This window comes from Pelagicoccus sp. SDUM812002 (assembly GCF_031127835.1).
GTDB lineage: Bacteria > Verrucomicrobiota > Verrucomicrobiia > Opitutales > Opitutaceae > Pelagicoccus.
In genome coordinates, this window is sequence record NZ_JARXHX010000002.1 from 144,955 (window position 1) to 158,620 (window position 13,666).

General features: G+C 55.1%; 10 protein-coding genes. 7 read left to right on the plus strand and 3 right to left on the minus strand.

Translation table 11 applies throughout. The features are described 5' to 3' along the window. Positions 1-337: 337 nt before the first annotated feature. Genes QEH53_RS04300 through QEH53_RS04330 form a run of 7 tightly spaced genes read left to right on the plus strand, consistent with a single transcriptional unit; the run spans position 338 to position 8,158 of the window. Positions 338-703: a response regulator gene (locus QEH53_RS04300; RefSeq protein ID WP_309021899.1), complete on the plus strand. Its 366-nt coding sequence runs from the start codon at positions 338-340 to the stop codon at positions 701-703. Positions 704-714: 11 nt separating this feature from the next. Next, entirely contained in the window at positions 715-3,063 is a 2,349-nt protein-coding gene (locus tag QEH53_RS04305) for a chemotaxis protein CheW (RefSeq protein WP_309021900.1), read from the plus strand. Between the two features lie 4 nt (positions 3,064-3,067). Next, positions 3,068-3,517 (plus strand): chemotaxis protein CheW, encoded by a 450-nt coding sequence (locus QEH53_RS04310; protein WP_309021901.1) that lies wholly within the window; start codon positions 3,068-3,070, stop codon positions 3,515-3,517. Positions 3,518-3,546: 29 nt separating this feature from the next. Further along, a complete protein-coding gene (locus tag QEH53_RS04315) occupies positions 3,547-5,808 on the plus strand; it encodes a PAS domain-containing protein (RefSeq protein WP_309021902.1) in 2,262 nt (753 codons plus the stop codon). 34 nt (positions 5,809-5,842) lie between these two features. Then, the gene (locus QEH53_RS04320; protein WP_309021903.1) at positions 5,843-6,217 is read left to right on the plus strand and encodes a response regulator; all 375 of its coding nucleotides are present in this window, start codon (positions 5,843-5,845) and stop codon (positions 6,215-6,217) included. Between the two features lie 15 nt (positions 6,218-6,232). Beyond that, positions 6,233-7,291, plus strand: coding sequence for a chemotaxis response regulator protein-glutamate methylesterase (locus QEH53_RS04325; RefSeq protein WP_309021904.1), 1,059 nt, complete (start codon positions 6,233-6,235; stop codon positions 7,289-7,291). Between the two features lie 12 nt (positions 7,292-7,303). After that, a complete protein-coding gene (locus QEH53_RS04330; protein ID WP_309021905.1) occupies positions 7,304-8,158 on the plus strand; it encodes a protein-glutamate O-methyltransferase CheR in 855 nt (284 codons plus the stop codon). Between the two features lie 139 nt (positions 8,159-8,297). Here QEH53_RS04330 and QEH53_RS04335 read toward each other — a convergent pair whose 3' ends face one another. From QEH53_RS04335 to QEH53_RS04345, 3 genes are all read right to left on the minus strand, one after another. Then, a complete protein-coding gene (locus QEH53_RS04335) occupies positions 8,298-9,644 on the minus strand; it encodes an ABC transporter permease (RefSeq protein WP_309021906.1) in 1,347 nt (448 codons plus the stop codon). A 40-nt stretch (positions 9,645-9,684) separates the two neighbouring features. Then, positions 9,685-10,608, minus strand: a complete 924-nt coding sequence (locus QEH53_RS04340) for an ABC transporter ATP-binding protein (RefSeq protein WP_309021907.1) — start codon at positions 10,606-10,608, stop codon at positions 9,685-9,687. Positions 10,609-10,723: 115 nt separating this feature from the next. Further along, positions 10,724-13,603 carry a response regulator gene (locus tag QEH53_RS04345; protein WP_309021908.1) on the minus strand — a complete coding sequence of 960 codons (2,880 nt, stop codon included), beginning with the start codon at positions 13,601-13,603 and terminating at the stop codon, positions 10,724-10,726. Positions 13,604-13,666 lie beyond the last annotated feature (63 nt).

The window sequence follows — 13,666 nt, forward strand, 5'->3', positions numbered from 1 at the left end:
ATGCTGCAGATCGGCCTCACCTAGTTCGGCGTTAGGGCGAAGCACGACAAAGCGCTTAGGGGAGGTCGTATTCATCAATATTTTATGAGAATCTGTGCGGATGTTAGGGTATGATCCCCAGTTTTTAAATACAGACTATTGCGGTTGAAATAGTTGCATAAAATAGGTAAAAGCGAAGCCCAGGGTTCGCTTATTCCCCACTGGCATAAGTGTATAAAACTACTTCTATCGTAGTTTTTGCCGTACGACGGCTAACTTTTCCAACGTGAGGTACGATCTATAGGACGAATCACAATAGGTATTAATAAGGAACCAGGAACTTACTCTCGTACTGAAAATGAAAACGATTATCACTGTAGACGACGCTTCGACGATACGAAAAATGGTTGGATTCACTCTGAAATCCGCCGGCCATCAAGTCATCGAGGCGGCGGATGGGCTCGAAGCTTATGAGAAGCTCAAAAGCAAGGTCGTAGATCTAGTGATCACCGACGTGAACATGCCTCGTATGGACGGCATCGAACTGACGCGAAAATTGAGAGCGTTACCTGCTTACGGTCGGGTGCCCATCGTTTTGCTCACGACCGAGTCAGGCGGCGTCAAGAAGAGCGAAGGCAAGGCTGCGGGAGCCACCGGCTGGATCGTCAAACCTTTCAGTCAAGACCAGCTCCTCGCTCTCGTTTCCCGAGTGTTGCCCAACTAGCACCGACCAGCATGAGCGACGAGAATTTCGACGACTTTCAAGCAGAGCTGGTCAAGGATTTCCTCTTGGAGAGCTCCGAGGGATTGGAGTCCTTTGACCAAGATCTGCTCGTTATCGAGAAAGGAGAGTGTGACACGAATCTGCTCAATCAGGTTTTTCGCGTGGTACACACGATCAAGGGCACAGCGGGGTGTCTTGGTTTTGGTCGGATTGAAAGCATTGCTCACACAGGAGAAAATGTACTCTCGCTCATGCGAGACGGCGAGCTGGAATCCACGCCGGAGATTGCGGATTCGCTCCTTAAGCTCAGCGATGCTCTGAGGGCGATGCTCGAAGTGATCGAGACCAGCGGCTCCGATGAAACGGCTGGCGACTACAGCGATCTCAAAAGTATCCTAGATGCAATCAAGGATGGCCAAATCGTGACGTCAGGGCCAGAACCGAAAGTGGAGGAAACGCTCGATGAAGCGGATTCTCAGACCCCGCCTGCTGCAGGTGCGAATGTGGGATGGGGCTTCTTCGAGGACGAACCTGCCCATGCAGAGTCCGAAATCTGCGCCCCAGATGAATCCTCGGCTTGGGGATTGTTTGAAGAGGAAGATACCACTGTATCAGAAAAACTCGTACAGAAGGCAATAGCGGTTGCTGCTTTACCGAAAGAGCCCGCCGCTGCAAAAGCGGAATCGATTTCCTCCGCGAGTGTGCGCGTCGATGTGGCATTGCTCGACGGCCTCATGAATATGGTCGGCGAACTCGTCCTTTCGCGCAACCAGCTCCTGCAGCTAAGCTATCAACGCTCAATCACCCCATCAGACGTATCCACATTGTCACAGCGATTCAATCAAGTGACGACCGAGTTGCAGCAGGGGATCATGAAAACTCGCATGCAGCAGATCGGCACGGTATGGGGCAAGTACCCGCGCATCGTACGGGACCTCGCCAGCGATCTGGGCAAGCGGGTCGAGTTGGAAACGTTTGGAGCGGACACTGAATTGGATCGTACGATCATCGAGGCGATTAAAGACCCTTTGACTCATATCATTCGCAACGCCGTCGACCATGGTATCGAGAGTCCAGCAGTTCGCGAGGCAGCGGGCAAGTCGGAGTCAGCTCAGCTTCTGATGCGCGCCTTTCACGAGGCGGGCCAAGTCAACATTGAGATAATAGACGACGGAGCGGGTATCGATGGAAACAAAATTTGCGGCAAGGCTCTCGAAAAAGGCTTGATCGATGTAGAGGAAGCGGGTCGCCTTTCCGATCGCGAAAAGATCAACTTGATCTTCTTGCCGGGCTTTTCGACCGCTGAAAAGTTGAGCAACGTATCCGGTCGAGGCGTCGGAATGGACGTCGTCAAGACGAATATCGAGAAGATCGGCGGCTCGGTCGATATTCATTCCGTTTGTGGAGAAGGGACGACTCTACGTATTAAGATTCCACTTACGCTTGCGATTGTGGCGGCACTGGTAGTGAAGAGCGGAAACCAACGTTTTGCCATCCCGCAAGTCAATTTGGTCGAGCTCGTCCGCATCAATGCTGACGATATCGAGGAGGCGATAGAAATGGTCTACGACGCGCCGGTCTTCCGCTTGCGGGGCAAGTTGCTACCTCTCGTGTTTCTGGATCAGTTTCTCGGGCTGCCGCTTGGAAACCGAGAGAAACGCTCCTCGGTAAGCATCGCCGTACTGAGAGCGGATAGTCAGGACTACGGCCTCGTGGTTGACGTCGTTAGCGACACGGAGGAAATCGTGGTGAAACCACTCGGCAAGCAACTCTCGAACCTACCCATCTACGCGGGAGCTACAATCATGGGAGACGGCTCGGTCGCTATCATTTTGGACGCAGTAGGCGTGGCCTCGCGAGCTGGAGTCTTGGGCGTTGCCCAAAAGGTCAACGATTCGCGATTGAATGCGGTGGAAGACATCCTCGATGCGGGCGAAAAAGTACCGCTCATCCTCTTCTCCCTTGCGGGATGGGAAAATCTAGCAGTGCCGCTGGAAGCAGCGGAGCGACTCGAGGAATTTGACCCGTCAGTGATTGAAAGTTCCGGCGGCGTAGAGTCGGTTCACTACCGGGGAAGCATCATGCAGCTCCTTCGCCTTGGAGACCTCCTAGGAGTGAAGACTCGTTACGAAGGCTCCAATCGCGAACAGGTCATCGTTTACAAGTGTGGCGAGCGCTATCTGGGAATCGTGGTCGGCGAAAATCGGGACATCGTGGAGCAATCTCTCAAACTCGAGAACATCGGTTCGCGGCCTTACATAAAAGGATCTGCCATCATTAACGGCCGGATTACGGATTTGGTCGATGTGGAGGCCATACTCGCAAGAGCCGGACTCAAGGAGCTTGCTGGAACTGCGTAGCGTCATGGAAAAACAAATACAACTCTGCACCTTTCGGTTGGGTAAACTCCTTCTCGGGATCGACGTCTTATCGGTTCAGGAAGTGATCAAGTGCCCTGCTCTGACGCCGGTCCCGCTGGCGCCGAGCGAAATTGAAGGCCTGCTGAACCTTCGCGGCCAGATCCTCACTGCCATAGACCTTCGGCGACAGTTTTCGTTACCGGAAGACGCTGGCGCGAACGACGGAGCCAAGATGTTGATCATCGTTCGCACGCGAAAGGTGGAAGCGGCCCTTATCGTCGATTCTGTCGGGGATGTGATCGACGTATCCGATGAGACTTTCGAGCAGGCGGCGGTCAACGTGCCCGCCTCGGTACGACCTTACATAGTCGGAGTGCACAAGCTGGAGAAACGCTTGTTGCACGTCCTCGATGCGGAGGCGACCGCCTCGATCTCCTCCAGTCCCACTCTTTAAAATTCAACAACTCAGACCCTCAAAACATCATGCGATTAAGTGCTAAACTTGTATCGGCAACAGCCCTGCTGATTGCTTTGCCCGTCATTGCAATTCTCCTAGCTCTGCAATTTCAATTCAACACCGCAGCTGTCCTCACGTTGTCCGTTATCGCGATAGCGGTGGGAGTGGCGGTCATGCACTTCGTTGTAGCCCGTCCGATGGCCCGCCGTATCAAGGCAGCCGCGGATGCCATCGAAGCCCTCTCCGGCGGAACGCTCGCGAATACGCTTGAAACGAATGCAACGGATGAGATCGGAGACCTCGGCCGCTCTCTGCAATCCGTCTGCGCCGGCCTCAAGAAGACGTTTGATGCGGATAGCATCGACTGGGACGAAGTGGCTGAGCTGAAGGTGAAGGCCTCCATCACCGACATGACTAGTATCGTTTCCGAGGCCGACTTGAAGGGAACCATCCTCTCTTGCAACGACAAGTTCTGCGAGGTTTCGCAATACAGCCGCGATGAACTGATCGGACAAGGTCATAATAAGACCCGTCACCCGGATATGCCTAAAAGCGTATTCAAAGAGCTTTGGTCCACGATTGGTCGCGGCAAGGTCTTCCGGGGGATAGTTAAAAACCTCAAGAAAGACGGCACGCCGTATTACGTCGATGCCGTGATCGCTCCGGTGATGGGAGATAACGGAAAGCCACGCAAGTATTTGGGAGTTCGCTACGATGTCACGGAGAGTGAAATCGAACGCCAAAGCGCCAAGGGCGTACTCGATGCCGTCGACAACGCCTTCGCGTATATAGAGTTCGATACAAACGGGAACGTTCTCAAAGCGAACGACAATTTCCTGAGCGTGCTCGGCTATCAGCTCAGTGAAATCCAAGGCAAGCACCACCGCCTATTCGTCGAGGAGTCTTTGGCGCGCACAGCAGATTACACGCAGTTCTGGGCTAACCTGCGAGACGGCAAGGCTATCTCGGACACCTTCAAGCGCATTGCAAAAGGAGGTCGAGAAGTTTGGATACAGGCAGTCTACGCTCCCGTTAAGGATGAACTTGGTCAGGTCACGAAGGTCGTGAAAATCGCGATGGACGTCACAAATACGAAAATCGAGTCGATCAACAACGAGCGTCAGCTTGAAGAAGCAAACCGAAACCAAGCGGTAATCGAGTTCGACAACAAGGGAACGGTTCTATCTGCGAACAGCAATTTCCTCTCTTGCTTAGGCTATTCGCTGAACGAGATTCAAGGGCGTCATCACAGCATGTTCGTAGAGGAGGAGTACGCGAATTCATCGGAATACGCCCAATTCTGGACCGACTTGAACAACGGTCGCTTCCAGACGAAGGACTTCAAGCGCATCGGGAAGAGTGGTCGTGTCGTATGGATACAGGCGACTTACAATCCGCGCTTCGACGCCTCGGGCAAGGTCAACAAGATCATCAAGTTCGCCACCGATATCACGGCCAAGAAAGCGGCCGAAGAGGGACTGACTCGCACCTTGGCCCTGGTCGCCGAACACTCGCAGACACTGGCCTCCGCATCCGAGGAGTTGTCCGCCACCGCTCAAAGCATGAACAATAATACCGCGGATACAGCCCGCCAGGCTGGAGTCGCCAGCTCTGCGTCCGAGCAAGTCGCCACCAATATTTCGATGGTCGCCACCGCTGCCGAAGAGATGAGCGCTTCCGTGCAGGAGATCGCTAAGAACGCTGCGGAAGCGGCCCAAGTAGGGGCCTCTGCCGTGAGCGTCGCGGCTTCCACAAACGAGACCGTCTCCAAGCTCGGAGCGTCGAGCGTAGAAATCGGGGAGGTCATCAAGGTGATCACTTCCATCGCAGAGCAGACGAATCTGTTGGCCTTGAATGCGACAATCGAAGCGGCTCGAGCAGGCGAAGCTGGTAAGGGATTCGCGGTGGTTGCCAATGAAGTGAAGGAGCTCGCCAAGCAAACGGCGGCCGCGACCGAAGACATCTCATCAAAAATCGAGGCCATCCAAACGGACGCATCCGGAGCGGTTTCTGCGATCGGAAATATTTCCGAAATCATCAGGCGGATCAACGATATCCAAAACGAGATCGCGAGCGCGGTGGACGAGCAATCTGCTACCACCAACGAGATCGCCCGCAACGTGTCGGAAGCATCAAAGGGAAGTTCGGAAATCTCCGAGAACATCATAAACGTATCCAGCGCCGCCCAATACACTACGGAAGGAGCGAACGATACGCTGACCGCCGCTCAGGGCTTGGCCAAGCTTTCCTCCGAGCTGAGAGGAATTGTGGAGGCCTCACGCAACTAGAAATTCCAACTGTACTGATACGCTGAATACACCGATGAAGTCGATCGTGATAGACGATAGCCGTACCGTTCGAAAGATGCTTTGCCACTACATGCAGGCCTTGAATTTCCACACACTGGAAGCTGAAGATGGCTGCGAGGCGTTGGCCTGTTTGGGCGAAGAAGATCCAGCCTGTATTGACCTCGCGTTGATAGATTGGGACATGCCGCGGATGACAGGTATCGAGTTCCTAAGAGAAATCCGTTCTTGCGAGGAGTACGACCACCTCAAGGTCATGATGGTCACCTCTCACAACAAGCCGGAAGACTTGATGAAGGCGATCGAGTTGGGAGCGGATGAGTTCCTGATGAAACCCTTCGACGAGGAGATGCTGCAGGACAAGCTGCGGATTTTGGGGATGCTCAACTAGCGCTTGAGGAATAGCATGAAAAAGATCCGAGTACTCGTCGTCGACGACACTGCAGTGATGCGCAAGATCGTTTCTGAGGTCGTTGATCGCGACCCAGAAATGGAAACCGCGGGCGTGGCGGCGAATGGTCGGATCGCCTTGCAGCGCGTGAATCAAGTCAGTCCTGACTTGATCACGCTCGACATGGAGATGCCCGAGATGGGCGGTATCGAAATGGTGCGGGAACTTCGCAAGACGCACCCGCGCATTCCCGTCATCATGCTGAGTTCCCTCACGGTGAAAGGAGCGGAGGCCACCTTCGATGCCCTGCAGGCAGGTGCCAGCGATTACGTTGCCAAGCCTGCCCGTTCCATCGGAATACCGGCTACCCTCGCTCAACTCCAGGCGGAGTTGCTGCCGCGAATTCGCCATTTCTTTCCGCAAAAGAAGCAAGGCCAACCGGAAACGCCGACCCGACGAAATCCGTTCGCGGCAAGGAGCAGGCATAGCATCGAGGTCGTCGCCTTAGCGACTTCTACGGGTGGACCGAACGCCTTGGCCAAGGTCTTTCACGAGTTCAAGGAACCCTTGCCGGTGCCGGTTGTGATTGTGCAGCACATGCCTCCGATTTTCACGCGGACCTTGGCCGAGCGCTTGAACAGCTGTTCGGTGATGTCGGTGCACGAAGGAGAGGACGGTCAGGTTTTGCAAGCGGGTCACGCCTATTTGGCTCCCGGCGGGTACCATATGGAAACGCGCAGGGAAGGAACGCGCTTCGTGCTGCGGTTGACTCAAGATCCGCCGGAAAACTCGTGTCGCCCCGCTGCGGATGTTCTCTTCAGGAGCGTTGCGGGTTGTTTTGGTGCATCAACCTTGGCGGTGGTTATGACCGGAATGGGGCGTGATGGTTTTTTGGGTACGCAGGTGATTTGCCAACGTGGAGGGTCTGCCATCGCTCAAGACGAAGCCAGCAGCGTGGTTTGGGGAATGCCAAGTTATCTGGCAAAGGAAGGCCTCGCAGAAAGCGTTCTTCCCTTGGATCAAATCGCTTCGAAGATCGAAAGCCGCGTATCCGCCTCGCTCCAACTTGGATAGCCACCAGAACCTATGCCTCTCACCAAAGAACGCTTTGAATTTGTCAGCCAACTTGCTTTGCAACGATCTGCGATCGTTTTGAAGCCGGGCAAGGAATACTTGGTGCAGTCGCGTTTGGATCCTCTTGCGAAGTCCGGAGGTTACGAGTCATTGGGAGTTTTCATCGACGATATGCGTCGCAAAGGGGGCTTCGGAGAGATGCACCGCTTGGTCATCGAGGCATTGACGACCAACGAGACGCTCTTTTTCCGCGACCTCCATCCCTTTGATGCGATTGAGAAGAAACTGATTCCGGAGATCATGGTCCGCCGGGCGAAAGAGAGGCGTATCGATATTTGGTCAGGGGCGAGCTCCACGGGGCAAGAGGCTTACAGCGTCGCGATGTTGCTCCGCGAAAAGTTTCCCGAGCTCGCGAGTTGGAAGGTAACCATTATCGGTACCGACCTAAGTTCCAAGGCGGTCGAGAAGGCCCGCAGAGGAATCTACTCGCAGATCGAAGTGAATCGTGGCCTCCCGATGCCGCTTCTGGTAAAGTATTTCGAAAAAGTGGACGCAGGGTGGCAGATCAGACCAGACCTAAGAAAAATGGTCGATTTTCGGCAAATGAACCTGATTGAACAATGGTCGCATCTGCCTCGTTTCGATTTGGTGATGATGCGCAACGTGCTGATCTATTTCGATGTGTCGACACGCAAAAAAATCCTAGACGGTATCCAAAACACCTTGCACCCGGAGGGAGCTCTTCTTCTCGGGGCTTCGGAAACCACCTTGAACGTGGCGGATGCCTGGCAGGCCGAGAATTGCGGGCGCACCTTGGTCTATCGACTGAAGGGAGAACGAGGGGCGACTCGTACCCTTGCCAACTAGCCGCTGCGAATCGTTCTCTTGTCTTCGCCTGGCTCGAGGGTCGTGGTGCCTCCTCAGTACGATCATCGGCTCGTTCTCTTGCCATGGCATCAATGCCACCTCAGAGTGTAACATACCTCTTCTCTCTCCTGCGTTCCTGTCAGCGGAAGAGGTTGCCGGTCTTGAAGCGCCAGCTGGAGAGGAGGTTGAGGCCGATGGCGATAGCGGCGAGTACGCTAAGCTCGGGGATAAGTGCGATGAGGCCAGCTTCTTCCCAGAGGGCTCCGAGGTAGGATTCGACGCCCCAGTAGACGAGGGTGAATTTGCCGATGACCTGCATGGGCTCGGGCATCATGCTGAGCGGGAACCAAGCGCCGCCCATGGCGCTCATGCTGATGATGAGCAGGGTGCCGAAGCCTTGGGCTTGTTGAGGCGTTTTGGAGATGGAGGCCAGCAGCATGCCGAAGGCGGTGCAAGCTGCGGAAGCGAAGAGGCTGACCACGAGGAGGTTCAGGAAGTTGGGAAAGACTTCGACATTGAAGAGGAAGGAGGAAGCGACGAAGAGGGTGAGCGCTTGGACGACGCCGAGGATGGTATTGAAGATGAACTTGGACCAGAGGATGTGGGTGCGTTTCACGGGCATGGACAAGAGCCGGAGGAAGATGCCGTCGTTTCGCTCTTCGAAGAGGGAGGCGGCGGATCCGGTGGTCGCGAAGAGCAGGAACATGATGGCGTAGCCGCCGATCATGCGGGTGAGGTAGGGGTTTTCGATCTCCTTGCCGAAGACTTGGTCTTCGTCGATTTCGATCATCCCGTCGATGAGGCCGCCGCTGTTTTCGCCGCTTTCGCTGTCGGCGGTCCCGCTGGAAAGGAGTTTGCTGAGTCCCTCGAAGCCCATATTCCCTCGAACGTCTTCGTATTCAGCTCCTTCATACGAGAGACTGATGAGGGCGGCGAAACCATCTAGGAACTCGGTGTATTGGGTGTCGCCCATGAGCTCGCGTTGGTACTTGTCCAGCTGGCTGGACATGAGTTGGGGAAGCTTGGTGAAGATCGTTTTTTGGATGAGGCCGTTGATGATTTGGGTCTCGATTTGGTTTTTGGGATTGGAAAGGAGTTCGATCCTCAGCCCGATGCCCTCCTGCTTGAGGTAGTCTTGGGGAATGATGAGGGCGAAGTTGTAGTCGTGGTCTACGATGCCTTGGCGGATGGATTCGCGGTCGAAGGGCACTCTGGTGTCGTCGGGGCCGGTGGCGTCTCGAACGAGCTCGATGCTCGTTTCCGCTTCCAGTCCTTCGACGACCACCTCAGCGTTTGCATCGCTGGATTCGTTGTAGACGGCCAACTTTATGTTGGAAGAGAGGCCCCCGTTGTCGCCGGCGCCGGAGAAGATGTTTCCCACGATGTAGATGACGAAGAAGGGGACGAGGAAGGTGAGGACTATGGCAGTCTTGTCCTTGAGAAATAGGGTGAAGTCTTTACGGACGAGCGTGAGGATGGTGTTCATTTTCGGGTTTCCGAGAGATTGTAGAGGGGAAGGGAGGGGCTTATTCGCGGAGGTCCTTGCCGGTGAGGTGGAGGAAGAGGTCCTCTAGGGAAGGGCGTGCGATCTGGAAATCGCTGGCGTCAAGACCTTGCTCCTCGGTCCAGCGGAAAAAGTGGGAGAGCTTGAAGTCGGCTTGAGTCTTGAGCTGGAGGGAGCTGCCGTCTGGCTCGACTTCGCCGAATTGGCGGAATCCGGCTTGGTTCGACTCGTCGAGTGAAGCCGCTCGGGCGCGTATGATATTGGTACGAGGTAGCTCTTGCAGAAGCGTATCCAAAGTGCCGGTACGAAGAATCTTTCCGGCGTCGATGATTCCGATCTGATCGCAGAGCCGCTCCGCTTCCTCCATGTAGTGAGTGGAGTAGACGACGGTCATGCCTTCGCCTTTGAGGTCGAGGAGGGTGTCGAATATGGCGTTACGGGATTGGGGGTCGACGCCGACAGTGGGCTCGTCGCAAAGTAGGATCTTCGGCTTATGCATGAGCGCAGTGGCGATGTTGAGGCGTCGCTTCATGCCTCCGGAAAACTCTTTGACGGCGGACTTGCGGCGATCGCTCAACTGGGCGACTTCGAGTGCGTATTCGATTTGTTGCGACAATACCTTGCCTGAAAGTCCGTAAATCTTTCCGAAGAGCTTTAAGTTACTCTCGGCGGAAAGCTCCTTGTAGAGGGCGATGTGTTGGGGTGAGAGTCCTATCTTTTTCTTCTGGGCGATGTCGCTGGGGACGAGAGCTTGGCCTTCGAGTGTGAGCTTGCCTGAATCTTGTACCAGAAAACCAGATACAATGCTCATGAAGGTGCTTTTACCTGCTCCGTTGGGGCCGAGCAGCCCGAAGAATGAGCCGCTCTGGATATCGAGGTTGAGGTCTTGCAATGCTGTGGTGGAGGCAAAGCTCTTGCGGAGATTGCGAGCTTGGAGGATCGTCATGGTAGTGAAAGGAGGGAGTTTGCCTTTTGAGTACCCGAGACCTTAGCTTAGGTTACAGGTCGAGCGGTAGTGCCGATAGGCCTGTTGAGGGATAGGCCATTGGTCATGGTGGCGCTTAGTTGCCTGGTACGTGGCGACTGATGGTGCTTCCCAGCTGTTCGGGGGATACAGGCTTGGTAAGGAAGTCGTCGAAGCCGCGGGAGAGGCAGGTGCTTCTCATAGTGTCGGAGGCGTGGGCGGTCACGGCTATGCTTTTGGTCGTTTCTTTGTAGTTGGGAATTCTCTGGAGTCGATCGAGGATTTGGAGGCCGTCCATCTCCTTGAGCGAGATGTCGATAAGCGCTGCGTGGTAGTGTTTCTGCTTGGCTTTCTCGATGGCCTGCGGGCCGTCGCTGGCGTAATCGATCTCGTATCCCATTTGCTCAAGCACGTAAGTGAGGTAATGAGCGTTATTCGAATTGTCCTCGACGAGGAGGATTTGAGTGTGCGGGCTGGGGGCCGCGATCGAGATTTGTGCATTTTCGGGAAGAATTCCGTCCGCAACGGGCAGTCCTTCTTCGATGATGACGGGAAAGGCGGTGATGAAGCGGCTGCCCTGTGGCTTGTTTGGCTCGTAGGCGATTTGTCCGTCTGCTTGGTTGGCGAGTTTTTGGCATATCGCTAGGCCTAGGCCCAGACCTTCGTGTGCTCGGGTGAAGGAGCTGTCGGCTTGGGTAAAGGGTGAGAATAGAGCGTCTCGGAAGGTTTCGGGTACCCCCGCCCCTTCGTCTTCGACGAGGATGTGAAGGGTACTGCGGTTGTTGTTCTGAGTGAGGGCGGTGGTGACGCGTATGGGTTTTCCGCCGCTGTACTTTATGGCGTTATCGAGGAGGTTGAGAAGGATCTGCACGATATTGAGCTTGGGACCGCGAAGGGTAGCTCCGGGGAAGATGCCTTGCAGGGAATCGGATCCGTTCTGGAAGGTGACTTGCCCGTTTCCGGCGTTGAGTTTGGCATAGTCGCGGACCTCTTGAAGGAGGGTTTCCGCGGTGAAGTTTTGGGTGTTCGCAGGCGTTTCGTCTTGGCTGAGCTGGGTGAATTGGAGGATGCGGTCCACCACTTCTAGCATGTGATTGGCTCCGGTGAGAATCCCGTTTGCGAACTCCTGCCCGTCTGCACAATCCGGGTTTGTTTGGAGGAGCTGGGCGTAGCCAATGATCGGGTTGAGCGGGGTGCGAAGCTCATGGCTCATCACGGAGAGGAATTCGTCTTTGGCTCGGCTGGAGGACTCGGCTGCTTCCTTTGCTTTGAGGAGTTGCTGCTCGAATTCGACGCGTTTGCTGACGTCGTTGATCATCACTAGGGAGTGCAGGGTTTGATCGATCTCGACAATGCCGGCGTAGACCTCGGCGTTGAAGGTGGATTGGTCGGACTTTCTTTGTAGGCTCTCGAACTGAAGGGACTGGGTTTCGGACAATTCTCGAATGCCTTTGGCAATGGAGCGGTCTGTCTCGCTCTCGTCAGCGTCCAATTGGTTGAACGTGATTTGCCGGAGTTGCTCGATGCTGAATTCGTAAAGGTCGGCGGCCGCTTGGTTGGCATCTACTATTTTGCCTGTTTCGGGATGGGCGAGGAGAATGGGGGAAACGGAATTGTAGAACAGGCTGGAGAAGCGTGCTTCGGAACGGGATAGGTTTTTGAGGGTGGTCTTGTGGGCGTCGATGATGTCGACAAGACGGATCCGCATGGCGTTGAGGTTTTCGGCCAATTGGTTGAGTTCGAGGCTGGGTAGGATGCGCTGGGGCGGCATCTGGTAGGGCGTCTTGAGCTTTGCTTCGTCGAGTTCGGAAAGGTAGGATGAGAGTCCGATGAGGTTGTGCACGAGTCGGCGTTGGAAGATGAGCAGCACGAGGAAACAGAGGAAAGCGAGTATCGCTAAGATGTTGAAAATGAGGATGTAGGTGTGCGCTCGCTCGCGGATGTTGTCGCTAGTGGAGAGGGCTTGGTCGCGAGCTCTCTCGAACGCATCGAGTTCTTCGACTGCGATTGACTTGAGTTGAGCGTGGGCTTGGGCGAGCCAATCTTGACTCCGAGTGAAAAGCAGGTTCGCGGCAGCGATGCGACGCTCGCGCTGTTGGAGCTTGTCGAGGATTTGGTCGGAGATTGCGACGGCTGCGGAAGAATGTTGCTCCCACTTATCGTAAAGGTCGGCTACGACGGAGAAGCCGATGTCTTCGGAATAGCCGAGCAAGCTTTGGGCTTGCTCCAGTCTTCTGTCGATTTGCTCCATGTTTTCCTCGTAGTTGGTGCGGGTCAGTTGGTATCGGCGGGCATCGGTTTCTACGTGCAACACGATGCGTTGCTCGGCCATTCGGGCTTGGTAGGAGTCGCGATCGGCGTTGAGGATGAGGCTTATGGCTTTACCGATATCGGCCAGGTTGGAATTTGGTTTTTGGTTCGTGAGCTTTTGGTCTGCTCGTTCACCGAGGGTGTCGATGCTTGCTCTGAAGGGTATGAATGCTTGCTCCGCTTGTTCGTGGTCCTGGCTTCGCTCTGCGATTTGCTGGGATAGCTCTTCGGTGAGCTTGATGATTTGGCGTTCTTCTTCTATCCACTCGTTCGTGGTTTGCAGGTGGCTTTGCCAATTGCTGCGCAGTGCGGCGGGAAAGGTCCTTTCGACTACCTCAAGCGTTGCCTCCATGTTATCAAGGCTCTCCCTCGCGTCCCTGATGAGGGCTTGGATCTCACCTTCTGAGCGTGTGAGGTAGGTAGACTTGATTTGGGCGATACGGGCCTGATTGGCGTCGCGTATGGTGTTGAGGAGCCCGGTGAGACCAGCGTAGGTTTCTTGGAGTCGCGGCGCGTTTTCGAAGACCAGCGGGTTGAACTGGTGGTCCACGATGTGTTCGGTGTCCGCCACGGCTTCGCTGAGCCGCTGGCGGCCGAGAATGAGGAGGATGCAGAGGCTGCCGAAGGCGAGCAGCAGAATGGTCAAGAATTGGGTACGAAGCTTCATGCTGGCGTCATGAGGAGGATACGCTCGATTTGCGACTTGGAGGTTAGGGCTATTACCGATGCA